This window comes from Bacterioplanes sanyensis, assembly GCF_002237535.1.
In the GTDB taxonomy this organism is placed as follows: domain Bacteria; phylum Pseudomonadota; class Gammaproteobacteria; order Pseudomonadales; family Oceanobacteraceae; genus Bacterioplanes; species Bacterioplanes sanyensis_A.
Map to the genome: position 1 here is coordinate 1,550,669 of NZ_CP022530.1, position 24,426 is coordinate 1,575,094.

Annotated in this window: 28 protein-coding genes and 1 pseudogene; 20 read left to right on the forward strand and 9 right to left on the reverse strand. The window is 51.2% G+C overall.

What is annotated here, in order from left to right:
* Positions 1–3: 3 nt before the first annotated feature.
* The 4 genes from CHH28_RS07365 to CHH28_RS07385 all read left to right on the forward strand — a co-directional run bounded on the left by CHH28_RS07365 (position 4) and on the right by CHH28_RS07385 (position 3,839).
* On the forward strand, positions 4–870 hold the full coding sequence (locus CHH28_RS07365; protein ID WP_094059694.1) for an alpha/beta fold hydrolase: 867 nt from the start codon (positions 4–6) through the stop codon (positions 868–870).
* 119 nt (positions 871–989) lie between these two features.
* Complete coding sequence (locus CHH28_RS07370) at positions 990–1,646, forward strand: XRE family transcriptional regulator (protein ID WP_094059695.1); 657 nt, start codon at positions 990–992, stop codon at positions 1,644–1,646.
* 627 nt (positions 1,647–2,273) lie between these two features.
* On the forward strand, positions 2,274–3,248 hold the full coding sequence (locus CHH28_RS20045) for a hypothetical protein (RefSeq protein ID WP_199244030.1): 975 nt from the start codon (positions 2,274–2,276) through the stop codon (positions 3,246–3,248).
* A 120-nt stretch (positions 3,249–3,368) separates the two neighbouring features.
* Positions 3,369–3,839 carry a hypothetical protein gene (locus tag CHH28_RS07385; protein WP_094059697.1) on the forward strand — a complete coding sequence of 157 codons (471 nt, stop codon included), beginning with the start codon at positions 3,369–3,371 and terminating at the stop codon, positions 3,837–3,839.
* A 72-nt stretch (positions 3,840–3,911) separates the two neighbouring features.
* Here the strand turns inward: CHH28_RS07385 and dbpA are convergent, their stop codons facing one another.
* The 7 genes from dbpA to CHH28_RS07420 all read right to left on the reverse strand — a co-directional run bounded on the left by dbpA (position 3,912) and on the right by CHH28_RS07420 (position 10,071).
* Complete coding sequence (dbpA, locus tag CHH28_RS07390; protein WP_094059698.1) at positions 3,912–5,288, reverse strand: ATP-dependent RNA helicase DbpA; 1,377 nt, start codon at positions 5,286–5,288, stop codon at positions 3,912–3,914.
* Between the two features lie 94 nt (positions 5,289–5,382).
* On the reverse strand, positions 5,383–6,231 hold the full coding sequence (locus CHH28_RS07395) for an NAD-dependent epimerase/dehydratase family protein (protein WP_094059699.1): 849 nt from the start codon (positions 6,229–6,231) through the stop codon (positions 5,383–5,385).
* 111 nt (positions 6,232–6,342) lie between these two features.
* Positions 6,343–7,287, reverse strand: a complete 945-nt coding sequence (locus CHH28_RS07400; RefSeq protein WP_094059700.1) for an AraC family transcriptional regulator — start codon at positions 7,285–7,287, stop codon at positions 6,343–6,345.
* 55 nt (positions 7,288–7,342) lie between these two features.
* Positions 7,343–8,878 (reverse strand): PepSY-associated TM helix domain-containing protein, encoded by a 1,536-nt coding sequence (locus CHH28_RS07405; protein WP_094059701.1) that lies wholly within the window; start codon positions 8,876–8,878, stop codon positions 7,343–7,345.
* A 2-nt stretch (positions 8,879–8,880) separates the two neighbouring features.
* Complete coding sequence (locus CHH28_RS07410; RefSeq protein WP_094059702.1) at positions 8,881–9,186, reverse strand: hypothetical protein; 306 nt, start codon at positions 9,184–9,186, stop codon at positions 8,881–8,883.
* On the reverse strand, positions 9,170–9,463 hold the full coding sequence (locus tag CHH28_RS07415) for a DUF3325 family protein (RefSeq protein ID WP_157729813.1): 294 nt from the start codon (positions 9,461–9,463) through the stop codon (positions 9,170–9,172). The genes CHH28_RS07410 and CHH28_RS07415 overlap by 17 nt, the downstream gene beginning before the upstream one ends.
* Before the next feature lie 122 nt (positions 9,464–9,585).
* Positions 9,586–10,071, reverse strand: a complete 486-nt coding sequence (locus CHH28_RS07420) for a GNAT family N-acetyltransferase (RefSeq protein ID WP_094059704.1) — start codon at positions 10,069–10,071, stop codon at positions 9,586–9,588.
* Positions 10,072–10,580: 509 nt separating this feature from the next.
* Between CHH28_RS07420 and CHH28_RS07425 the strand changes: the two genes are divergently transcribed.
* Entirely contained in the window at positions 10,581–11,300 is a 720-nt protein-coding gene (locus tag CHH28_RS07425; protein WP_094059705.1) for a GNAT family N-acetyltransferase, read from the forward strand.
* Positions 11,301–11,351: 51 nt separating this feature from the next.
* Here the strand turns inward: CHH28_RS07425 and CHH28_RS07430 are convergent, their stop codons facing one another.
* On the reverse strand, positions 11,352–12,548 hold the full coding sequence (locus tag CHH28_RS07430; RefSeq protein WP_157729814.1) for a hypothetical protein: 1,197 nt from the start codon (positions 12,546–12,548) through the stop codon (positions 11,352–11,354).
* 297 nt (positions 12,549–12,845) lie between these two features.
* On the opposite strand from CHH28_RS07430, the gene CHH28_RS07435 reads away from it, so the two are divergent.
* Entirely contained in the window at positions 12,846–13,565 is a 720-nt protein-coding gene (locus CHH28_RS07435) for a hypothetical protein (protein ID WP_094059707.1), read from the forward strand.
* A gap of 55 nt (positions 13,566–13,620) precedes the next feature.
* On the opposite strand, the gene CHH28_RS07440 is transcribed toward CHH28_RS07435, so the two are convergent.
* Positions 13,621–15,291: an AMP-binding protein gene (locus CHH28_RS07440; RefSeq protein WP_094059708.1), complete on the reverse strand. Its 1,671-nt coding sequence runs from the start codon at positions 15,289–15,291 to the stop codon at positions 13,621–13,623.
* 359 nt (positions 15,292–15,650) lie between these two features.
* Between CHH28_RS07440 and CHH28_RS07445 the strand changes: the two genes are divergently transcribed.
* From CHH28_RS07445 to CHH28_RS07505, 14 genes and pseudogenes are all read left to right on the forward strand, one after another.
* On the forward strand, positions 15,651–16,988 hold the full coding sequence (locus tag CHH28_RS07445; protein ID WP_094059709.1) for a class II 3-deoxy-7-phosphoheptulonate synthase: 1,338 nt from the start codon (positions 15,651–15,653) through the stop codon (positions 16,986–16,988).
* A 158-nt stretch (positions 16,989–17,146) separates the two neighbouring features.
* Positions 17,147–17,764, forward strand: a complete 618-nt coding sequence (locus tag CHH28_RS07450) for a nucleotidyltransferase domain-containing protein (protein ID WP_094059710.1) — start codon at positions 17,147–17,149, stop codon at positions 17,762–17,764.
* A gap of 160 nt (positions 17,765–17,924) precedes the next feature.
* On the forward strand, positions 17,925–18,647 hold the full coding sequence (locus tag CHH28_RS07455) for a riboflavin synthase subunit alpha (RefSeq protein ID WP_094059711.1): 723 nt from the start codon (positions 17,925–17,927) through the stop codon (positions 18,645–18,647).
* The gene (locus tag CHH28_RS07460; protein WP_094059712.1) at positions 18,647–19,339 is read left to right on the forward strand and encodes an HAD family hydrolase; all 693 of its coding nucleotides are present in this window, start codon (positions 18,647–18,649) and stop codon (positions 19,337–19,339) included. The genes CHH28_RS07455 and CHH28_RS07460 overlap by 1 nt, the downstream gene beginning before the upstream one ends.
* A 191-nt stretch (positions 19,340–19,530) precedes the next feature.
* Positions 19,531–20,013: a GNAT family N-acetyltransferase gene (locus CHH28_RS07465; protein ID WP_094059713.1), complete on the forward strand. Its 483-nt coding sequence runs from the start codon at positions 19,531–19,533 to the stop codon at positions 20,011–20,013.
* 6 nt (positions 20,014–20,019) lie between these two features.
* On the forward strand, positions 20,020–20,556 hold the full coding sequence (locus CHH28_RS07470) for a GrpB family protein (RefSeq protein WP_094059714.1): 537 nt from the start codon (positions 20,020–20,022) through the stop codon (positions 20,554–20,556).
* Positions 20,556–21,005: a GNAT family N-acetyltransferase gene (locus CHH28_RS07475; RefSeq protein ID WP_094059715.1), complete on the forward strand. Its 450-nt coding sequence runs from the start codon at positions 20,556–20,558 to the stop codon at positions 21,003–21,005. The genes CHH28_RS07470 and CHH28_RS07475 overlap by 1 nt, the downstream gene beginning before the upstream one ends.
* Before the next feature lie 30 nt (positions 21,006–21,035).
* Entirely contained in the window at positions 21,036–21,623 is a 588-nt protein-coding gene (locus CHH28_RS07480) for an HD domain-containing protein (protein WP_094059716.1), read from the forward strand.
* Between the two features lies 1 nt (position 21,624).
* On the forward strand, positions 21,625–22,140 hold the full coding sequence (locus tag CHH28_RS07485) for a GNAT family N-acetyltransferase (protein WP_094059717.1): 516 nt from the start codon (positions 21,625–21,627) through the stop codon (positions 22,138–22,140).
* The gene (locus tag CHH28_RS07490) at positions 22,137–22,601 is read left to right on the forward strand and encodes an ASCH domain-containing protein (protein ID WP_094059718.1); all 465 of its coding nucleotides are present in this window, start codon (positions 22,137–22,139) and stop codon (positions 22,599–22,601) included. The genes CHH28_RS07485 and CHH28_RS07490 overlap by 4 nt, the downstream gene beginning before the upstream one ends.
* Positions 22,598–23,128: a GNAT family N-acetyltransferase gene (locus CHH28_RS07495; RefSeq protein WP_094059719.1), complete on the forward strand. Its 531-nt coding sequence runs from the start codon at positions 22,598–22,600 to the stop codon at positions 23,126–23,128. Before CHH28_RS07490 ends, CHH28_RS07495 begins: the two co-directional genes overlap by 4 nt.
* A 1-nt stretch (position 23,129) precedes the next feature.
* Positions 23,130–23,681, forward strand: coding sequence for a GNAT family N-acetyltransferase (locus CHH28_RS07500; RefSeq protein WP_094059720.1), 552 nt, complete (start codon positions 23,130–23,132; stop codon positions 23,679–23,681).
* Positions 23,678–23,800, forward strand: coding sequence for a hypothetical protein (locus CHH28_RS20360; RefSeq protein ID WP_269843683.1), 123 nt, complete (start codon positions 23,678–23,680; stop codon positions 23,798–23,800). Before CHH28_RS07500 ends, CHH28_RS20360 begins: the two co-directional genes overlap by 4 nt.
* 257 nt (positions 23,801–24,057) lie before the next feature.
* A pseudogene (locus CHH28_RS07505) lies at positions 24,058–24,426 on the forward strand (GNAT family N-acetyltransferase); the annotation flags it as partial.

The following is a 24,426-nucleotide window of genomic DNA, read 5'->3' on the forward strand; positions in this document are numbered from 1 at the left end:
GATATGAACGCGATGACATTATTAAGGCTACGTAATGCCGTTCTGGGGCGCCTTATGCCGGAAAAAACAGCGGTAACGTTTGCAAATTATTTTCTAACCCCCCGATTACCTGCCATCAAACCATGGGAACAAGACGTTGAGCAGCGCGGCAAACGTAGTTTTTTTGGCAAAGATAATCAATACAGCGCCCTGCACTGGTCTACCGATGAAAACCGAACGGGTCAAACCGTACTGCTGGTTCATGGCTGGGAAAGTCGTGCAACGCATATGAGCCAATTAATCGAGCCATTATTAGCACTCGGGTTGGATGTGGTTGCGATCGATGGTCCGGCTCATGGACAGTCAGCTGGAACAACCAGCAACCCGGTGGCCTTTGCACACGCCATTACGGCGGCAGAGCGCAGCTTTGGTCCCTTTGTGGCCATAGTAGGGCATTCTATGGGGGGCGCGGCGGTGGCCATTGCTGGTGAATTCAGTGTCCATCCTCAAAGCTATGTCTTGTTGGCGGCGCCAGCCTCATTGCTGCAAGTACTGCAGAGTTATGCCAGCTTTGTCGGGTTGCCGTCGCGCTGTCGCCGAGAGTTTATCTCCGCTGTTGAGTCTGCTGTGGGTGTTCCTGCCAGTCGCATTCATACCGGTCAATTGCTGGCACTGTGCAAAAAACCAACCCTTATTATTCATTCGAGTGACGATGTGGAAGTTCCTGTGATGGCAGCCCAGCATATCCAGCAGTCGCTGCCCGATGCGGAGGTTTGGCATCCTTCTGGGCTGGGGCATAGGCGCCTATTAAAAGACGCGCAAGTGGCAGAGCGTGTGGCGCAATTCATTGCGGACAATACCTCTTCGATTCAGCAGAGGCGTTATGGTTAGCAGCACTATATAAGTTTTAAACGGTTAATATTCGAGCAGATTCCGCTTCGAAGTGTATTGCCGCTGACATCCTGACTGTGCGCCCGTATCATAGCGGCTTTTTCCGTGAGCAGTGCCCTATGAGTCTGAGTCAACGCTTTAACCATATTGTCGATACGGTTTGCGATGGGAATAAGGCGCAATTTGCACGCTTGACGGGCAAATCGCCTAGCCATGTCTATAAGATTTGCCGTGGTCAGGCACGGCCATCGATGCGTTACCTAGAGACAATCTACGAGCAATTGAATGTTGATATTACTTGGCTGCTGACAGGTGATCAGGCGGATCGTATACAGAAGCTGGCCCCAAAGGACAGTACCAATGATCTGGTGTATGCGCCAGTGCTCGACGTTCAAGCCAGTGCGGGGTTTGGTGCTAGCGGTTTTAGCGAAGAGCTGGAGCAGCAGTTTGTGCTTGATCGCCAATGGCTAAGCCAAACATTACGCATTTCCGGTGATCGACTGTTTTGCATTCATGTTAGTGGCGACTCTATGTTGCCAACGCTGGAAGATGGCGACATGATCCTGGTGGACCCGGCTCAGCAGCAACTGCAAAGCAATAGCATTTATGTGCTCAGTCATGCTGATGGCTTGATGACCAAGCGGCTACAGCGCCAAGGCGAAACGATTCAGGTCATCAGTGATAACGATAGCTTTTCGGATTGGACGCTGGATCCGAACGATGAGCAAACCCAAGTTGTGGGCAAAGTTGTTTGGTGCAGCCGGCGGATGAGGTGAATGCGCAACTCTGACATGAAAATGAAGGGCCAGTCTTTATTGTAGTGATCTAATTGTAGCGGATATTACGGGCGGCTGGAGTGTTAAGAAAACTGCTGTATCTAGGGAATTGAGTTTTGGTGCTGTCACTGTTGATAGTGGCTCATTGAATTGCTCAACCGAGTCTTGCCAAGGCATGGTTGCTTTGGGAGGCGCCTTCGGTGTTTCTAAGCACGACTATGGATTTTCTGGAAGGGTAGGTAATAGTCGGACAGAGATTGCTTCAATGACGATCTCCCCTTCAGGTAATATCTTTGTTGCTGTCTACCGTCATCCCGGAGATTTTAGTTAAGTATATGCCCTCTTTAGTGTAAGGTGGTGCTTATGCGCTGCTTTCAATTGCTAAATATTTCTCTAAATTTTTTTACCTATTCTCGCTAAGAATATATACATCACGAGTAGTGGCTTGTATTCAGTAGGGGTGTGCCATCGGTAGGGGATAGTTCTGTACTGTAGGGTAGGAGCCGTTAATAGAGTTGAAGCATTCAGAGTATATTTAATGAACAGCTTTCGAGGCCTCTGCTGTTAGGATTGGAACATACAGGTATTTTGGATATTATGCGCCAGCAACTTTTTAGGAGACTTAGCATGGAAGCACTGAAAGCTTCGTTGCTCGTATTGATCTTGGCCTTAGTTGGGTGCGGTGGCTCATCTGGTAACTCATCTTCAAGTGAGTCAAGTTCCAGCTCTGGCGATTCTAAGCATCTGTCAGAGCCAGAGCCAGAGCCAGAACCAGAGCCAGAACCAGAACCAGAACCAGAACCAGAACCAGAACCAGAACCAGAACCAGAACCAGAACCAGAACCAGAACCGTTTATTGCTCCTGGTGATGTTTCTTATACCGGTGCTGACTACTTCGAGCGCTATTCTGCCTTTTCTCGAGATATTATGGGCAGCTATCATCTAAGAATTTTTGGTTATGCTGGTGGTGAATATCAAGGCGTTCGGAAAATAGAAGATGTTGACTCTCTAAGTGAATTCAGTGCTGAGCAACTTAGGAACAGTGCGGACCTGATTGGCGATAACTTCTTTTGCAGTTATCAAAGCGTAAACGATGCCCAGGAATGCTCCTCAATCCACGGTGGTATCCTAGTCTCTATCGCCAAAGCAGAAACCCAATACACGGAAGTCAATGTTGTCGCTAACCTGGGTTCAGTTGGAGCGGGACAGGGTTATTTCATGCTCTACGATGTATCGTCGAGATACGATACGTTAATAGTCGCATCTGCTTGGGATGCGGAAGACCAGGGATTCGTCGCATCTAATATTGCTGGTGAATGGGACGTGCAAATGGTGACTGTTTCAAGGGAGCTGGAGCATGATGGTGTCACTGTAGAAACGGGTACGCTCAGCTGTACACAAGAGTTTTGTCGTGGAGCAAGAGAATTTGGTGGCATGTTAGGGGTGTTAGAACATGAACATGGATTTTCTGGCCCAGTAGGGAACAGTGTGTTGGAGTTTGTTTCTATAACAACGTCACCATCAGGCAATATTTTGGTGGCTGTTCATCGCCACCCAGATGACTATAGCCAAGTACATGTTGTATTTGGTGTAAGAAAGTAGCGCTTATGCGCTGCTTTTTTACAGGATCTAGTCGTTATATCATTTTTACTGTGATTGCCTGTTGTCAGTGTCGGTAGGGGATTGCTGTAGCCAATACAATAGCTACAGATTTGATCTCAAATGATGAAATTATCTAGAAAACAACTGGGTAGTTTTAGTGCAGTGCTTCTGTTTGTCTTCTTGTCATGGTTTCTCGGCCATGTGTTTGACTACGATGAGGTCAGCCATCTCGATGAGTATGCTGAACTGCTCGGTGAAAGGTTTACCCTAGTAGACAAAGTGGTCGCTGTTGGTGTGACGATGGACCAGAACTACCATGGTGATGCGGATAGAATTTACCTAAAGGAGTTCGGTAGTTCTGGACCTCAAGTGAAGTTTAGACGATCGATTGCTGATGGTGTGCTCGAGATCGTTGGCGTACATCAAGAAAAGTGGTTTATTGGTGCTGGTATTTACTATCGTGTCAAACACAAAGGTGCGCAAAAAGTTCCTGAGCTACCCATCTACGTGCATATTCCTGGCCCGGTCAATTCAGATAATCTTGGCCTGGATGAAGCATTGTATCAGCGCATACAGATAGCCGACTCTTAGAAATGTATCAGGAATTCCATTTCCTGATTTCAGCAGCTATTTTTATTAGCCGCAGCACCTCGATTCTCTAGCTTATGCCTTGCGTACTTTAATACGCCGTCCTTTTATACGGTTTTCCTGCAGTTGCTTAAGTGCATCCTTGGCATGTTCGAGCTCAATGGCAACATAAGCGGTCCAATCGAGCACATCGATTTTTCCGACCGCAGAACCTGGAACACTGCCGTCTTTGGTGAGGGCACCAAGAATATCGCCAGGGCGCAGTTTGTCTTTGCGGCCGGCTGCTAAATTTAGCGTGACATAGGGCGGTGGTTCTATCTCTGGCATGGCCTGGCTGAGGTTTTCCAGCGCCTGTTCATCGGGTGCCAGACCGGTATGTTCGATGACCCGGTCGAGTACATATTGCTCATTATGAGCGACGATATTCATCGCTTGTCCACGTTTGCCAGCGCGGCCGGTACGGCCAATGCGGTGCACATATACTTCCGGGTCGCGTGGCAATTCGAAATTAATCACTGTGTCTAAGTCGTCTACGTCCAAGCCCCGTGCGGCGACATCGGTGGCGACCAAAAAGTGCACGCTGTGATGTTTAAAGCGAGTTAATAAACGATCGCGATCTTTTTGCTCTAAATCGCCGTGCAGTGCGACCGCACTGGTGCGCATTTCTTGCAGCGCTTGCGCGACGTCCATGGTGGCTTGTTTGGTGTTGCAGAAAATGACCGCTTGGCGCACCGGATAGTGCGCCAGAATGCCTTTTAATGCTTGCATCTTTTGCGTCTTATCACAGCGGATGCTCAGCTGAGTAATGGTACTGAGGCTGTGCTGACCTTCGATACGCACCATCACAGGTTCATACTGAAAATCACGACTCAGCGCTTCAATATTGTCCGGGTAAGTGGCGGAGAATAGCAGTGTTTGTCGTTGCTCTGGAGTATGAGCGGCAATAAAGCGCATGTCTTCGCTAAAGCCCATATCCAGCATGCGATCGGCTTCGTCCAACACCAGAGTTTTGATCTGGTCGATCTCTAAGGTGCCTTTGCGCAAATGATCGCAAATACGCCCAGGCGTGCCGACAATGATATGAGCGCCATGGGCGAGTGAGCCAATTTGCGGACCAATGCTTTGGCCGCCGCACAATAGCACCACTTTAATATTGGCCATGTAGCGCGCCAGCTTGCGAATCTCGTCGGCGACCTGGCCAGCCAGTTCTCGTGTTGGGCATAATACCAAGCCCTGGGCGCCAAAAAATCGCGGATTAATCTGCTGCAAAATACCCAAAGCAAAGGTAGCGGTTTTGCCACTGCCGGTTTTTGCTTGCGCCAACACGTCTTTACCCGCCAATACTGAGGGTAGGGCCTGCTGCTGAATATCGGTCATCTGGTGATACCCCAACTGCGCCAGATTATCCAGTTGCTCGCTCGGCAGGTTGAGGGTGTTAAAGGCGTCAGACATGAACAGCAGGCTCGTATAAGAGAAAAGGCGCACAGTATACGCATCCCGGCGCTGACCGGCGAACCCGCTGTCGTTTGCTGTCAGGAGAGACGGGTCAGCTGAGGCAGGTCAGAGCGGGCTGCCAGCCAAGCTGCTGCATGGCTTTATCGCTGCTGAATATTTGTTTTAGACCATAGCCCTCAGCCCAGCGACCGTAGCGCTCACACCATTCGGAGATCGTAATTGCCTGTGCCGGACCGTCTTGTAAGCGCTGCGCCAGCTGCTGCGGAGAAGCTTGTGCGATGGCGCTGGCGATGTATTCTTCCCCAGGCTGGCCGCGTTCTAAAACCAAACGATAAAGCTGGGCCAGATCTTGGCGCTCCACCAAGGACCAGCTCAGCTCTGGAGTGTCGGGCACTGTGGTATGGCCGAGCTGTTGATATTCCCAGCGTAAAATATCGGGCAGCAGGTCGGTTTCACGATCAACCACATTGCTGGGGCTGACAATGCGTACATCGATGCCAGGCTCGCTACGTAAATATTCCATGCCATCAACCATCCACTGAAAATCCAGCGTGGATTGCTTGGCACTGTTTTCGCTAATGACATCGTTATGGTGGCCATAGGTCCAACAGCCTGCGGTGTACAACAGGGTAAGTGGCTGTTCCCGTTTTTGCGCCTGCTGACTTAAACAACGCAGAAAATGATGGTCGGTTTCGTCCATGTCGCTGGCAAAAGTACAGGCCGTATGAATGACGGCCTGCACATCGTCGGTCATGGCTATCCATTGCTCGGGTTGGGTCAAGCAACCGCGCACCACCTGAATACCTAACTGCTGTAGCGCGTGCTCACTGTCATCGCTGCGCGCCAAACCCATGACCTGATAATCGTGACGTAACAGCTCGGCGCACACAGCACTGCCAACATTGCCGCTCGCTCCCGTTACCAATACGCGTTTTTTCATACACTGCTCCAAAGTTTTATGGCGACGAAAAAAATCTAACCCGTCTCGACGAGTGCACCAATGGAGTCACTGGAGAGACGGATTATCTGTCGATGATGGCGGATTTTTCGTCTATTTGGCGGCTTGCAGCGGGCTGCCGTCACGCCAGCGCTGACGGTATTGTGCTGGAGTGCACTGCTGGAATTGGCGAAAGTTGCGGATAAACACATCCACGGATGGAAAGCCGACGCTGTGGGCCAGTTGTTTAATCGATACCTGGCTGGAGACCAGCTGCTGAGCGGCGATAAAACAGCGCCATTGGCGTAAAAATGCCATGGCACTGGTGCCGGTCACTTGCTTAAAACGCTCGGCAAAACTGGAACGTGATAAGGCTGCCACGGCTGCTAATTGCTCCAGCGTCCAGTCGTATTGATAGTCTTGCTGAATGGCCAGCATGACCTTGGCCAAGCGCTCGTCGGAGAAGGTATGCATCCAGCCCGGCCAGCGCTGTGGCGGTTGGCCAAAGCGCAGCATTTCCAGCAGCAACAGCTGCGATAAGTGCTCAATGGCCATGCTTTGCCCCGCTTGCGGGCGGCTATTTTCATCATACAGCCACCATAAAATTTGTTGTAAGCGGCTGTCGGCATCGACTTTAACGACAAACACATCCGGCAAAAAACCAACTTGGGCGTCGCGTCCCCAGTGGCTTAGTGGAGCAAAACTGAAGGCTCCGCACATCATCTGGCAGCGGGCGCCATCACCGCCAATGGTCATGGCTTCAATTTCATGCTGAGCTTTATTGGCAAACAAAAACTGTGCGGACTGGCAGCTGGCTTCATGGCTGCTGCGGATGCGGTGTTGGTGGCCATAGGGCAATAGCGCCAGTTGACCGGGCTGCAGTTCAACGCTGTGGCCAGCCTGGGTATCGATTACGCAGCGACCCGAGCGCAAATAGCTAAAAAACGCTTGCTGCGAGGCTTGCTCTTCAATGCCCCAGGGTTCACGCAGTTGCACCTGAGCAAACACTTCGCAGCGTGGTGTTAATTGCTGAATAAATTGGCTGAGAGGGTCGGGCATGATGAACCTGCAACGAACGAGACGCCGCCATAGCGGCGCCTCAGCATGCCAAAGGTTACGACGGGGTGGCAAGCGCCTCGGTGGCTGGCTCCTGTTTGGAAGTGGCTTGCGCTGGTCGCATGCGGCCAACCAGCGCGCCGGCGACTGCCAACATGGCAGCAAAGGCCAACAGCGCAATGTGTACACCCACGGTTAACCAAGGCGCGTACCATAACCAGCGATCATTCATCAGGCCATCGCCGAGCAACGCCAGCAATAGCAGGGCACTGGCAACATTTAACTGCATCTGCAATTGGCGTTTTAGCGTGATCGGACTAAAGGCCAGCAGCAAGCTGATCAGCCACACCAGCCAGAAGGTACCTTCCTCTAGCAAGGCTTGCTGTCCTGCGCCATGCAGCCATGGGTTGGCGCACAGCAACGCCGCACATGCGGTGACCAAGCCAGCGCACACGCCCAGAGTTAAGCGTGCCAGCGGGTGTGGCTTTGGCCGTTGCTGTTTGTGCGGCGCTTCTAATTTGGACAACCAAATCATATTGCCGGTGACAATCATCAGGCTCAGCGCCAGGGTCGACAGGGCATAAAAGGCTTTTAATGCGATATCGCCGAACATTACAAAATGCAGTGGCGTAACTGCGGCAAAAATACGTTGAAACGGCCCGCGCTCTGCCGCGTCCGATTGATGCACCAGCTCGCCGTCGCGAAGCTGCAAGGTCACGTTTTGCAGGTTGCTGAGCTTTTCAGCGTGATTGCCGGAGAATTTGACCAAGCCGTTGGCATCGCCATCGGCGGTGACGTGAATAAAGTGCACGTCCATCTCGGGTTGTACGATCAGTGCTTGGCGCTGCAGCTCATCCAGGCTGATGCGCGGTGCGACGGTGCCACTGACTTCGGCCTGCGGGCCCACTACCGCGGCGACGGCTTTATCGACATCGCCTTCAAATTTAGCCACCGCTAATATGGGCGACACCAAGCCTAACAAGCCCAAGATGGTGCCACTGAATGCCAAAATAAAGGCGAAGGGCAAAGTCCACAAACCGAGCAGTTTATGGTGGTCGGTGAGCAACAAGCGCCAGCTGCGTTTGGGGCGCAACATCACAAACTCTTTGCGCCATTTTACGTGGATTAAAATCCCGGCAATGATGGATAGCAGCATGGCCATGCCTGCCAAACCGACCAAATAGCGTCCGATCGGGCTGGGCAGGTGCAAGTCGGTGTGCAAATGCTCAAGCACATGGGCCATGTCTGAGTTGCCGATGGCGAGCGCTTGATGGGTGGTGGCGTCGTAGTAGCGAATATCCGGCTCTTTGCCTTCTTCAAAGTACACCAGCTGAACAAAACCGCGATCTAATTCCGGCACGATAAAATAGTCGTCGTAGTCGAAACCATCGCTTTGCGCGTTGTTAACAATGCGCTCCATTTGTGTGGTGTCGACGCCTTCGAGCTGACTCAACGTTGGCGACTGCCACACTTCCAGCTCGTGCGCGAACATGGCTGGCAAGCCGGAAAAGGTCACCACAAACAATAAAATGCCACACCAGATGCCAATCCAGCTGTGGGTGTTGTACAAGGTCTTATGAGTGGACTGTTGCATGGTTAACCTCCCACAAAATGAATGGCATTGATCAGGCCAAAGCCGATCATTAACAGCAGCATGCGACGCCAAGCCTGCAAGCCACCCACAGCCAGCAAGGCCCAGTAAAAGAAGCCGGCCCAAAAAACGAAAAAGAACACCCCACCGGCGAAAATTTGCTCCACTTCATCGCCAAAAGGCCACCACAAAGTGATGCACAGGGTGAGTAACACGGTGGCGATGAGTGCGCCGACCAGCGCCGCGCTGACGCGACTGAGGGTTGAGTTAAGACGTGGCCAATTGCCCTGACCATCAGACCAAGCCGACATACACACCTCCCACGGCACTGATGGCGGTGAGTACTGCCACGGTGCGCGGCCACCAGATTCGCAGCTGCACAAAAATGGCGGCGCACGCAATCAGGCTAAACAGCCAATAGAAGGTGCCTTGCTCCCAGCCGTAGGGCTGCCCCATCCAGGCCAAGCTAAATAGTAAAAACGCCAAACCAGCGTAACGGCGTTGCTGCGGGATGCGGTCGCTGCGATGTTCGCCAACGCCATACATAAGGTGCAGCGCCGGCCAGATCATAAAGATTCCCAGGGGCATGGTGATGTGCCTATTGTTGGTGTCCATAAACGTGGCGCGTGACACCGGAACCAGGGCCATGTGCCAGCGGTGTGGCGATAGTAAAGAAATTAGTAGCTAATGCAAACGATTTGTAATTGTACTCATAGTACTTTTTGCATTACGTGGTTGACCAGCATGGTACCGCAGCTGCGGCGCATTTGTGTGTGTTGCTCAACGAAGCCTTGTTGCTCTAACAAGGGCTTGGCACAGCGCGAGGCATCCACCGTTAGCTGTGGCAGCGGCTGTTGTTTGGCGTGATCAATGGCGTGTGTCAGCAACAGCCGGCCGATGCCTTGCTGTTGCAGATCGGGGTCAACGTAAAGGCTGTCAATATGACCCTGTGCATCCAATTCCAGAAAGCCCACTGGGCGCTGATACAGCAATGCAACAAACGGCTTTGTCGTAGCAAAGCGTCGCTGCCAGAAGGCTTTGTCTGCCGGTATGGGCGCCCACGCGCGCTTTTGTTGTTCGCTATAAATACGCTCATCTATTTGGTGCACCGCACGACAAAACACATCCACCAAGGCGTCCACATAATGGGCCTGGTAGGCATGAATTTGGGGCTGACAACAGGAACGACTGAGCATGGAAACCTCTGCATAGTTCGGCACCGCTCTGTATAAATGCGGCCGAGCTTAAATCACCAATTTTGGCCCTGGGTGAACGTCACGCTGCTGACGGATGACGTCAGCTGTTAATCGCGTTATGGAATTGTTCAAAGTTCGCTGGGGCCTGTTAACACTGTGTCGGTCACGCCGGGATGAACTGAATATTCCTCAATTAAGGCGCGAATAGGGAAGTTCAACCGGCGCTTCGCATGTCTTGCAGAAGAATGACTCCAACAGTAATGATCTAGCGGTATTAACAGGCCTTAGTGTAGCGTGGTGTCTGCGGTGATTTTGCTTGTGCAACAGACCGATGCCCTCAGCGTATCAATTGACGCAATCTTTGCGTAGCTGGTCTGGCGCGAGCCAAAGAAGCGGTTAGAATGTCTCGCGATCCCGCTCGTATCGCTGTGTTTATGGCATACGCGTGACCTCACAACGACATCTCCCTTTCCCGCGATTGCATTTCGGCCGATACGAAAGGATTAGTTATGTCAGTATTTTCTAACAGTATTCTCAGCTTCTGGCAGCAGCGTTTTTTGCCAGGCAACATGGTTTTCTCTAACCAGCAACAGTCGGTGGTCATTCATCCGGATGCTGCTTACCCATTGATGCAATTGCTGCATGGCGATGATCAGCAATGGTTGTGCATGACGCCGGAGATGGCGGAGCGTTTGCAATTGCACGGGCCATGGCCGCTGACCAGCGCAGGTTTACAGGCTGCCCTGCAACAGCAAGGGCTGGAGTTTTATGGTGAAGATAACCTGTATTATTTTCCAGTCAGCCAACGTGACACCATATTGAATCGCCCACAAGCCGCACACGTGCGACGGTTAACTAGCGACGATGCCGAGCTGTTTGGTGCATTTGAACAATCGGCCAGCGAGCAGGACTTGGACGATGCCTACGTCGAGCTGGATCATTGGCGTGTGTTTGGCGCCATTGTCGACGATCGCTTGGTGGCCGCGGCCAGTATGTACCCTTGGGACAATTCCAAAATTGCCGATATGGGCGTATTAACTCTGCCTGAGTATCGTGGCCAAGGGCAGGGTAAAGCGGTGGTTCATGCCTTGGCAAAAGAGGCGTATCAGCAAGGATACGAGCCGCAATATCGCCATCAGTCGCACAACTTGTCGTCCAAAGCGGTTGCGTTAGGCTGCGGCTTTCAGTTCTTCGGCCAGCGTGATGTGGTATTGCTGCCTGAAGAATAAGACTTATGTCAGTCATGCCAGGGCTGCTAATGAACAGCCCTGGTTTTCGATTCACAAATCTTTAAATGCTTTAAAACTGGCAACGCTGTCAGCGCGTTTACGTGCTGTGACTCGGGTTTTAGGAAAGCTGGCTTTGTCGGCAAACTGGCCACGCAACTGTTGATGGACGTGTTGATCTTCGGTATTGACATAGTTGCCCGGAAATAAATTACCCGATTGATAATGCTCATCTTTATAGCGCTTCATCACCAGTGGACTGCTATTATCTTGTCCCGTTTGTGCCACCTTTTGCCTCGCTCTTTCGGTGACTTCGCACATTGCGCAGGGCGGTTTGGTTCCGGCAACGACCATGTCCAGGTGGCTAGGCTCTGGCAATGTGGAAAATACAGTAAACCCTCGGGCCATTTTAGTTCTTTCGACTTCTTGGTCATGCTTGCCAATAACATCCTCGATAATACGCTGTTCGGCATGTTTGCCTTGGGTGTTGCTGGCCATGCTGATACTGCCTTGGTCGCGCAAACTAGAGCGCAAGTTGCGTAGCATGGCTGAGTGGCTTTGTTGGCGGCTTTTCAGGCCGTTCATGTAGTTGCTGGCTGACATATTAGTGTCGGCGTTTTCCTGCACGTAGCGATCTTCAATTTCCTGTCGGGTGGTGTGTGAAAAAGCATTAAACACGCCATCATCTGCGACAAACTGATGCAGTTGCGACAAGTGTCGTGATTGCTGGCTGTTAATGCGCATTTGCTCGCGAATTTTGGTGCGTTCGGTGTCTGAGCCAGCAAACAGCAGCTGGTGGGTCAGCCCCTCGTTTTGATCCTCGAAATTTTGCACGACGCTTTTTACTTTATTCGCGTCCGACAGCAATGCTTGAAGGTGGCCTGGAATATGGCTGTCATCTTCGGCATTGGTCCCGATCATTAAGCGGCCACCTATCACGGTGGACTGCGCTTCAGGGGTTCGTGCCTGTTGTGCACGTTGCTTAGTGGTTGTGGATTTCTCAGAAAACAAGTCGTTGGCAATCAGTGCTGCTGTGCTGGTCCAGCGCAGCACTTGAGCCACCCGGGCGCGGCCTGAAAACTCTGTTTGTTGATCCAGCAAGTGAGATTGCTGATTGCTGGCTTTTTCATTAAAGGTTTTAGGGCTGTGCTGCCCGTGCTTGTTTCCCACACCAATCTGCTTATCGCTGCTCGACGTCGATAGTGATTTGGGCAATTGTCGCGTTGTCGATCGGGCACGGGTGGTTTGCATGGCTATCTCGCTCGCTGCGTTTTGTATTCGCTGAGCAAGACCTGTTCCAGCTATATGGGCCAAATTGGCTGTTTAGATCGCTGTAACTGAGGTGATTTAGACCCAGTTGGGTCTTTTTCCTAGCAACGTTGATATGGGGATGAAGGGACGCTTTGATTGACGCCATGTTGCCATGGAGATAGTCTTCGCACGCCAGTTGGAATAGTGATGCTCTCATTTGTCTCACCTGATTGGTTATTAAATAGCGGCATTACGTGACGAGCCGCTTTGATTAAATATTGCACAGGTATGTGAACAATGAATAATCGTTTTTCTTCTTCGCTTTTGCTGACATCGGCCATCATCGCACTGGCTGGCTGTGGTGGTTCATCCGGTGGTGGATCCTCCTCGGGTAATTCTCTTGACAGTGGCAAGGCACTGTTTGAGCAATTCAAGAAAATTGAAGAAGCATCAAAGAAATCAGAGTTTGAAACTCAAGCAGAATATGAAGAAAGAGTTTCTAAGTTTTTTAATAACCTTCCGGACTTTACTCTGGTTGATCGAGTCAGTAAGGACAGTTATTACCTATTTACAGGCTTGCATGCAATCGGTTATGACGCAGAAATGCAGGAGTTGCGAATAACTCAGCCGGATGATGACTTTTCGCATGACTTAGAAGGGGTTACATATACAACCACTACGATTATTGGTGATGTTGAACTGGATGTTGCTAGCATTGAGCTTGAGCTGGCAGGGCTAGACTCATTAGGCAAAACCTATGCTACCCGCGAAAATGTCTGGCTTTTCCTTGATGAATATCGAGACTATGATTTCTATGCAGCAATTCCAATGGCTCCTGATATGGCTGAAAGTATGATGGATGCTTATCAGTATGAATATGTGATTCGCTTCAGCCAAGATTACATTGATGATAATGGCATGTATTGTCAGAACTATGTTGAGAACTGCGAGGCTCGATTAAAGGCCAATGTGACCAGTGTAGTACTAAAGAACACCGAAACTGGTGAGATGTATTAATCTAAGATCAAACCCCGATGAATGAGCGATTTATCGGGGTTTTTGAAACATCGATCTATGGCTCCAGCCCCAACTCCTCTACACTAATCTCTCGCATTTTAAACTTCTGGATTTTTCCCGTCACCGTCATCGGGAACTCATCGGTAAAGCGAAAGTAACGCGGGATTTTGTAGTGGGCGATTTGCTCTTTGCAAAACTCACGCAGTGTGTGCTCGTTTATATCTTCGCCAGTTTTTAATATGACCCAAGCGAGCAGCTCCTCGCCGTATTTTTTATCCGGCACACCCGTCACTTGCACGTCGGCTACCGCAGGGTGAGTGTATAAAAACTCTTCGATTTCACGTGGGTAGATATTTTCACCGCCACGAATGACCATATCTTTGCTGCGCCCGACAATGCTGATGTAGCCGTCGTCGTCCATGCAGGCCAAATCGCCGGTGTGCATCCAGCCGTCGCTGTCGATGGCTTGCTGCGTGGCCTCGTCATTGTTCCAGTAGCCCAGCATCACGCTATAGCCTTTGGTGCACAGTTCGCCAATTTGACCTCTGGCCACCAGCGCGCCATTCGGATCAATGATTTTGCTTTCCAGGTGCGGGTGGGTGCGACCAACGGTACTGACGCGTTTTTCCACAGGATCGTCAGCCTGGGTTTGGGTACTGACCGGGCTGGTTTCTGTCATGCCGTAAGCAATTTGCACCTGCTGCATATGCATTTTTTCCATCACCTGCTTCATAACTTCCACCGGGCAGCTGGCGCCCGCCATAATGCCGGTGCGCAATGAGCTAAGGTCGTAGTCAGCAAAATCCGGCTGCGCCAGCACGGCAATAAACATGGTCGGAACGCCATATAAAGCGGTGGCTTTCTCGTCTTGCACGGTTTGCAGCACCGCACTCGGGTCGAAGGCGTCTGAGGGGTAAATCATGGTGGCGCCATGGCTAATGCAGCCAATGTTGCCCATGACCATGCCGAAGCAATGGTAAAGCGGCACGGGTATTACCAGTTTGTCTTGCTCGGTAAAACCTTGTTGTTCGGTGACCAAATAACCATTGTTAAGAATATTGCGATGGCTGAGCGTCGCGCCTTTGGGAAACCCGGTGGTGCCGCTGGTGTATTGAATATTGATGGCTTGATCGCAGTGCAGTGTTTGCTGCCGGGCGCGCAGTGCGTCGGCTGAGCTGCGATCTGCCAGCTGCAGCAGCCCGTTCCAGCTCAGCATGCCAGGCATAGCGGTGTGGCTTAAGCTGATCAGCGTGGTCAGATGGGGCAAGCGCTGGCTGTCGAGAGCGCTGTACGCCAACTCCGGCAACAGCTCATTAAGCATGGCGCTGTAGTCTGAGTCTTTAAAGGTGTCGGCGCTGATAAGCACAGAGCATTGTGACTGTTGCAGCGCATATTCCACTTCGTGCAGGCGATAGGCCGGGTTGATGGTGACCAATATGGCGCCAATTTTGGCCGTCGCCAGTTGCGTAATGCACCACTCGGCATTATTCGGTGACCAAATCCCCACCCGATCGCCGACATTCACGCCGATGGCCAGCAGAGCTTGGGCGCAGCGATCAACTTGCTGCTGCAACTGTCGGTAGCTCCAGCAAATATTTTGGTGGCGTGAGATTAAAGCCAGATTGTCGGGCCAGCGCTTAACGCTGTGATCGAAGCAATCGCCCAACGTCACGTTCAAAAGCGGCTGCTCGGTTGGGCCACGGCTATAGCTGTCTTGGTGCGGCATATGCGATTCCTTGCGCCATGAAAGACCGGTATGAAAGACTGTCACAGTCGGCAATGTGAGCGCGCTTTTCAACACTACTAATGGATGAGTCAATAGAGGTCAGGCCTCGCTGGTATGCAGTGTGAGAGGCAGAGCAATAAGCTGAGAGAGGGGTAGATTGGGTTAGCAGTGGCAGGTCGTTAGACAGCCAGCGCGGATGCTGGGGCGGCAAGCAGCTTCGCCGAACTACACTGTGGGCAGCCTAGGTACGGCCAGCCATTCGTAGCGCATCGCTACTTACCTGCACACACGCATTGCAATGCGTGCGCTTGAGTTATAGTGTCGGATTCCATCATGAACAGCAGTACAAGAGACATACCGTGACCTGGCAACCCGATAGTTGGCGCTCACTGCCAATCCAGCAACAACCTCACTATGACGACCCCGACGCGTTAGCACAGGTAGAGCAGCAGCTCAGCGCTTTCCCTCCGCTGGTGTTTGCACAGGAAACCCGCGAGCTGTATCGCCAGTTGGGTGAAGTCGCACAAGGCCGTGGCTTTTTGCTGCAAGGTGGCGACTGTGCTGAATCCTTTAGCGAGTTCGGCGCCAATAAGATTCGGGACACCTTTAAAGTCATTTTGCAAATGGCTATCGTCATGACTTACGCCGGCCATTGCCCGGTGACTAAGGTCGCGCGTATGGCGGGTCAATATGCCAAGCCGCGCTCCAGCGATAACGAAACCATCAATGGCGTGACTCTGCCGAGTTATCGCGGCGATATTGTTAATCAGTACGACTTTACCGCAGCAGCGCGCCGTCCTGATCCGCAACGCATGCTGGATGCTTACCATCGCTCAGCAGCGACCATGAACCTGCTGCGCGCTTTTGCTCAAGGCGGTTTGGCCGATCTGCATCAGGTGCATGGTTGGAATATGGCGTTTGTGGAAAACAATCCACTGAAAAACGAATACCAGGCCCTAGCTGATCGCATTCAGGATACCCTGGCCTTTATGAATGTGGTGGGGATTAACTCTAATACCCATCCGACCCTGCACGAAACGCAGCTATTTACCTCCCACGAGGCCTTGCTGCTGAACTATGAGCAGGCATTGACCCGGGTCGATACCCTCACAGACAAATACTATAACTGTTCGGCCCATATGCTGTGGATTGGTGAGCGCACCCGTCAGCTGGACCACGCCCATATCGAATTTTTCCGGGGTATTCATAACCCGGTAGGGGTTAAGGTCGGCCCGAGCATGCAGCCTGACGAGCTGATTCGCTTAATCGACGCGCTGAATCCAAACAATGACCCTGGCCGTTTAACCCTGATTACTCGTATGGGGGTGAATAAGCTGGGTGAAGCCTTGCCATCTTTAGTGCAGGCTGTGCAACGTGAAGGTCGCCATGTGGTGTGGTCATCAGATCCAATGCACGGCAATACGCGTAAGGCCTCTAGTGGCTATAAAACCCGTAATTTCGATGATGTCATCGGCGAAATTCGCGAGTTCTTCGATGTGCATCGCGCCGAAGGCAGCCATGCCGGCGGTATTCATCTGGAAATGACAGGTCAGCACGTCACCGAATGCACGGGCGGTGCTTATCAAATCAGCGAAGACGATCTGGCCCAGTGCTATCGCACTCAGTGCGATCCGCGTCTCAATGCCGATCAGGTATTGGAAATGGCGTTCCTGGTGGCCGATCACTTAAAGCCTTAGCGCTTCTCCCCTATGTACAGGCGCCAACTTCGAGGCGCCTGTCGTCAGCTTTTTTCTACCGACACTAGCTCAGACGGTTCTGCACAATCATCGCACCGGGGTTTGCCAAAGTTTCGCAGTTATCCGTTTTTCTTTAGGGACTCTCTTTAAGGACAGCCATGAAAACCATCGCTTTGAGTGCGGCCGAAGAACTGGCTCGCCTGCATCAGCCCGATTTTATAATTTTATATGGCTCCATTGCTCGGGGTGATGCCACTGCCAGCAGTGATATTGATATCGCCTGTTTTTGCCTAGCACCTGATGTGAAAAAAGATCATCGCTTGTTTGACGGTGTGCCCTTGGACGCCTGGTTGTATGCCAGTCATGAGGCTGACGCCAGCCGGGAGGAGTTTTTACGCTTTGTCGGCGGTGAATTACTGCTCGATCAGCAAGGTCAGGGCCAGGCTTTTTTACAGCAGTTGCAGCAGCGCTTTGAGCAAGGCCCAGATCCTTTGAGCGTCGATGAACGCCAGCATATAGTTGCTTGGAGCCACAAAATGCTGCAGCGCTCGCGCCAGCAGGATATTGAGTCCTTGTATCGGCGTCACTGGTTGCTGACGGACTTGTTAGAATTTTATTTTAAGCTGCGCCAGCGCTGGTTCTTAGGCTCCAAGGCGGGCTTTTATTATTTGCAGCAGCACGATGCTGAGGTATACGAGTTATATCAGCAGGCCTTGCAACAGGGCGGCGATGCGGTGCTACAACAGTTAGTACAGGCCGTCGTGGGAGATGGCTAGGAGAGGGCTAGGAAAGGCCTAGAGAAGGCGCGCGAAGTTAGAAGGAAGGCAGGAAGCCACTCAACACACTGATCCACGCACATTTGGATCCTTGGCTGGTGCAGACCACAGCCCTGTAGCAAAATACGCACTCTGTCAGCATCTATTCCGTGGAGAAGTTATGTTTACCGGCATCGTGCAGTCCGTCGCTACTTTGGAAGACGTTCAAGACCACCAAGGCATTCGTACTTTTGTGATTCACTTTGAGCCCGGCTTTTGTGATGAGCTAGAAATTGGTGCCAGCGTGGCGGTGGATGGCGTTTGTCTAACAGTGACGGAATTGCTGTCTGAGGTGCGGGTAAAATTTGATGTCATGCTGCAAAGCTTGAACATTACCACCTTAAGCCAATATCAGAAGGGTGACCGCGTCAATGTCGAGCGTGCGGCCAAAGACGGCGCCGAAATTGGCGGCCATCCGTTGTCGGGTCATGTCGACTTTAATACCGAGGTGCTGGACGTGCGTCAGGTAGAAGACAATTATTGCATTCGTTTTGCGTTGCCGGATGCCTGGAAGCGCTACATCTTCCCCAAAGGCTATATTGCCTTAAACGGTGCCAGCCTGACCTTGGCGGAAGTGGATAAACAGCAAGGTTGGTTTGAAGTCTGGCTGATTCCCGAAACCCGTCGCATGACGACCTTTGAAGATAAACAAGCCGGCAGCTTGATTAACGTTGAAATCGAGCGTGGCACCCAAGTGGTGGTGGATACCGTGCGCGATACCCTGCAAGAAAGCCTGGGTGAGCTTCTGCCGCTGTTTGAAAAATTATTGCAACAGCAAGGCATCGATGTTGATTCACTGGGGCAGAGTGCTAAAGCCTTAGTGAACAATGACAAGGAAGATTAATGCAGCCTGTCGCTGAGTCATCTGAACAACGCGCTGTATTATTTGATTTGGATGAAACCCTACTGGATCGCACAGCCTCGCTTAAGCAGTTTGCTCTGTGGCAGGCCACTGGCATGTTGCGCAACCAGATCAACCATGCCCAGCAGTTTTGTGATCGTTTTGTGGAGCTGGATGATAATGGCCGGGTTTGGAAAGATCGGGTTTATCAACAGTTGACCGACGAGTTTGCGATTCAAGGCTGGTCGATGCAGGAACTGCTGAGCAGTTACGAGTTGTGTTTTTCAGGCTTCTGCCAAGAAAAGCCGGGTGTCAGCGCTGCGATCAAATCACTGCATCAACAGGGGTATCGCTTGGGCCTGATTTCTAATGGTAAAACACCGTTTCAAGAGCGTAACTTTCAGGCCCTGGGGCTGTGCAAGTATTTTGATGTGGTCATTGTCTCTGAAGCGGTGGAACTGAGAAAACCCGATGCGGCTATTTTTCGACTCGCTTGCGAGCGTTTAGATGTGCCCGTGTCGCAGGCTATTTTTGTGGGCGATAATCCCATTGCTGATATTCAAGGTGCTCACCAAGCAGGCATGAAAACTGTCTATATACCGGGATTTTTTGGTGAGCACTGCGTCGAGGCCGATCGCGTCTGCTCACACTTTGAGCAGCTGCCTAAATTAGTTCAAGAGTTGAAGCGCCTCTGAATAATTTGGTGCCCGCTCTGGGAATCATTTGGTACCCACTCGGGCGCTCGCCGTAGGGCGCGGGCGGTCGGCTCCTATAACTGCGATATCGATATTGAAAGGGCTGGCAATTTCCTACAATCGCTGTCCTGTTTTAACAGTCTGCTGCACTCGTGCAGAGCTGTGCACAATTATTTGGAGGTGCCTTATACATGGATTTATCTTACCGCCCAGTGAATCTGGCCGAAGATCTTGAGCGCTGTCTGGCGTTTCGCCGTGACACCTGGCAAGTCAGCTTCGGCAGCTTGGAGGGCTATTGTGATGATGATACTCAGCGCTGGTTTGAACATTTGACCGCCGATTATCCCAATGAGTTTTTGCACGTATTCTCGCATCAACATTGTATTGGTCAGTTGGAGTTTCGCTCTGGTTTGACCAGCGAAGATGGTAAATCAATGGGTTATATTAACCTCTTTTACCTAACCCCTGATATGCGTGGCTCGGGGGCTGGCCAAGCCATGCATGATGAAGTGACGTGCCGGTTGCGCCAGGCTGGCTGTGAAATAGCCATGCTGCGTGTGATTCCTGGCAATGGCCGTGCCGAACGCTTTTATCACAAAAATGGCTGGAGCGCCCGTGGTGAGGTGGATGCCAAGCGCGGCCAGCTAATGATTAAAAAATTGATAGAGCCTTAAAACACAATGACTCAGCGAATTCTTACCGTGGTCGCAGCCAATCCGGCATGGCCGCAGATGTTTCAGCAAGAAGCACAACGAATAACCGACGTCCTAACGGCAAGTAACCTGCATGCTGTGCAGCATATCGGCAGTACCTCAGTACCGGGGCTGGCGGCGAAGCCCATTATCGACATACAGCTGCAAGTGCATGACCTTAAGGCACTCGACGATGAGTCTGACGCCATGCAAGGACTTGGCTATGAAGTGAAAGGCGAGTTTGGCATACCGGGTCGGCGGTATTTTCGAAAAAGTAGCCAGCATCAGCGCACGCATCATGTACACGCATTCGAAACGGGCTCAAGCGCTGCCGTCCGTCATTTGGCGTTTCGCGACTACCTCAGAGCTCATCCGTCTATTGCTGAGGACTACGGCAAGTTAAAGCTGCAGGCGGCACAGCTGTGCAACAATGACATGGACTTCTATTGCGATTACAAAAATGAGTTTGTCCAACACCACGAAGCGTTAGCGTTGCAGTGGTATCAAGTTGAAGCGGAGTCATAATGACAACAGCAACTGAAAACCATGCAGAAATAACCCTGCAATTGTTATCAGCAACCGGGCCAAAAGATGCCGTGTATGCCTTGTTGCGCCAGCTACGGCCAGCTTACAGTCAAAAAGCCATGAGCGAGCAAATTAATAAGCAGCAGTCACAAGGCTACCAGCTGGCCTATGTCGAACGGCACGGCGAAGTGGTGGCTGTGGCCGGGTTTTACATCGGTGAAAAGTTAGCCTGGGGCAAACACTTGTATGTCGATGACCTGGTCACCAGCGATCAGCATCGCTCTGCCGGCATGGGCAAGCGTCTTCTTGATTGGCTGAAACAATACGCGATCAGCCAGCACTGTCAGCAGCTGCATCTTGACTCGGGTGTACAGCGCTTTACTGCTCATAAGTTTTACTTGCGTGAAGGTTTCAAGATTGCCAGTCATCATTTTTCGATGGCACTTTAATGCACAATCGGTAAGAGTTTATCGTTAATTATGAATGATATTGAAAGAGTTTTGGAATTTGTCATTGCCATTGAGAAACTGAAAGATGTGCAGCGCAAAACCCGACCAGTGGGGCTTGATCGCTATGAAAATTCCGCTGAGCACAGCTGGCATGCCTGCTTAACCGCACTTCTGTTTAAAGACTATGCCAATGAAGATATCGACATTGAGCGGGTGATGAAGATGCTGTTGATTCATGACCTGGGCGAAATCGATGCAGGCGACACCATTATTTACGCCAGTGAAACCGTCGAAAATAAACAGCTGGAGCAGCAAGGTGTGGAACGTTTATTGGCGTTATTATCCGAAGAGATGCGCCAACCGTTGCTGGACTTGTGGGTAGAATTCGAAACCGGTGACAGCAAGGATTCGCAGTACGCTCGTGCGATTGATCGTGTGCCGCCGTTGTTGCACAACCTGCATGGTGATGGCCACAGTTGGAAGCAGCATGGCATTAGCCTAGAGCAGGTATTGGCGGTTAATACTCGCATTGGCAAAGGCAGCGATGCGCTTTGGCAAGTGATACGACCCAAGCTGGAGCAAGCGGCCAATGATGGCCTGATGACTCAGGAGCCTTAAAATGAGCATCATCTGTCAGACCGAGCGGCTAAACATTCGTGAATATCAGTTAGCCGATGCCGAGGCCATTTTACAGCTGTTTAATGAAGACGCCTTTATTAACAATATTGGCGACAAACAGTTGCGCACCATAGCCGATGCTGAGGCTTATATTAACGACAAGTTACTGGCCAGTTATCAGCACTATGGTTTTGGTTTGTATTTGCTCGAAGATAAACACACGGCCAAGGCCATCGGCATGTGCGGCTTGGTGATACGCGCGGAACTTGAATATCCAGATTTAGGTTACGCCTTACTGCAGCAATACGCTGGCCAGGGCTACGCCCATGAGGCTTGTATTGCCGTTCTGAACTGGGCAGCGCAGAACCTAGCGCTAGAGACTATTCAGGCTGTCACCTTGCCAACCAACCAGCGCTCCAATCAACTGCTGCAACGCTTAGGCTTTACCCATATTGGCAGAAAAGCTCTATACAGCAGTGACAATTATCTTTACCAAATTCGGCTAGAAGCACCATGACACCAGAGCAGCAACAGTATTTGCAGCAATATCTTGATCAGCTACCTGCAGATCAGCAGCCACCGGCTACGCAAATAGTGGCTGAGCACTTTTGCGCCGATGAATATAACGCCAATGAATGCGCCCGGCTGATCAATATTGGCCAAAAGACAGCCACCTGCAGTTTAAAATCGGCGTATGAGATCGAAAATGAGCCGTTACCATCTGTGGGGCGCTTAACTCTGGTCCTGAACTGGAGCCAGCAGCCGGTGTGTATTATTCGCACCAGCAAGGTCACTATTTCCCCCTTTAATCAAGTGGGGCCTGAATTTGCCGCCGCAGAAGGCGAGGGTGATGGCAGTTATGAATGGTGGCGCGATGCGCATGTTAAGTTCTTTAGCCAGTATGCGGAGGAAATAGGTATCAAGTTTACTGAAGACTCTGAGCTGGTATTAGAGCATTTTGATAAGGTCTATCCATGACAGTGGTTGTTCGAACGGCAGAGCAGCGTGATGCTCAGGCTCTGATTGATTTGTTCCAAAAACTAGATCAAGAAACTCAGCTTATGCTGTTTGAGCCGGGCGAGCGGCCCACAACCCTAGACGATCAAGCCCTGGCCTTGCAGCGTTTTAATCAAAGTCATAATCAACGCATTTTTGTTGCAGAACATGGCTCTGAATTGCTGGGCTTTGTGGCTTGCATCGGCAACCCCTGGCAGCGTAATCGCCATGTTGCCAACTGTGTGATTGGTGTGAGTCAGGCCTGGGCAGCTCAAGGCATCGGCACACAGCTGATGACACACATGCAAGCTTGGGCTGAAAAGCAAGGCTTGCATCGTTTGGAGCTGACCGTGATGGAGCACAACCTAGCAGCCATCGCTTTGTATCAGCGTATGGGTTTTGAAAAAGAAGGCCTAAAGCGTGGTAGCATAAAAATAAATGGCAACACTATTAATGAATGGTTGATGGCAAAGCTCTTATTGCCATCACAGATCAGCATCAAGGAATAGAATGTTTAGCAAGATAGTCGATGACGAAATCACCTTAGCACTGGTTCAGCCCAGCTTTGCCAAAGAATACTGGGCAGTAGTTGAGCAGCAGCGAGAGTATTTATCACAGTGGCTGGCTTGGCCACAGTTGGCAGATGGCGAAGCCTTTTTTCTGAAGTTTATTAAAAACTCACTGCATGATTATGCCGATGGCAAATCGTTGACCTGCGCCATTCTGTATTTAGGGCAAGTGGTCGGCAACATCAGCTTTAACAGCATCAACCATGGCCTTAAAAAAGTCGAAATTGGCTATTGGCTGCACCAGGGCTATCAAGGTAAAGGCATCGTAAGTCGAGCTGTGGCCGCACTCATTCACATGGCCTTTAATGATCTTGCCATGCAAAAAGTACAGATCTCTGCGGCTGAGCAGAACCAGCCCAGTCGTGCGGTGTGTGAACGCTTAGGCTTTACCCTAGAAGGCATTATCAGTCGGGCAGAAAACATTAGTGGTCGGGTGGTCGATCACGCCGTATATGGCTTAAGCCGTGATCATTGGCTAGAGAGGCAGGCATGAAGGTTCGCCCCTTTCAAGACACTGATGCAGACGCCTTGTATCGCATCTATTTAGAACCGGACGTGTTGGCCAACAACGCCTATTTGCCGTCCATGTCGCGAGCTGAGTTTGATAGGTAAGGCACCTCTGAATAATTCTGCACAGCTCTGCGCGAGTGCGTCAGGCTTTCAGAACAAGGCGGTGATGGTAGGAAATGGCCAGCCCTTTTCAACATCGCCAACGATGTTATGGAGGCCTGCCGCCCGCGCCCTGCGGGGAGCGTCAGAGAACTCCAGCTCTGTGTCGCCGATTTTTGCTGTAGCCTTGCTAGAGCGGCAAGCCGGCTGCGTGATCTGAAGCCCTCTGGCGATCCAGAGCGGGCACCGAATTATTCAGAGGTGCCTTAAATCACATGGCACACAACTTTGTGGCCTGTGATGACGATGGCAATGTGATGGGGCATTTATGCATCCGTAACGCCGCCAAGCCCAGAATAAAACACATTGCCTCCTTTGGCCTGGCGGTTTCAAGTAACTATAGGCGTCGTGGTGTGGCTCGGCTATTAATACAGCATTTATTGGATTTTTGCTTTAACTGGCTCAACGTTGTTCGTATCGAGCTGTCGGTACACGCGAATAATGACGGCGCCGTAGCGTTATACCAATCTTTCGGTTTTGAGCTTGAAGGGCGCCAGCGCCAAGCCGTGTATGTCAACGGCTCATACCTGGATACATTGTCAATGGCGCTGCTGCGTAGCGATATTTAA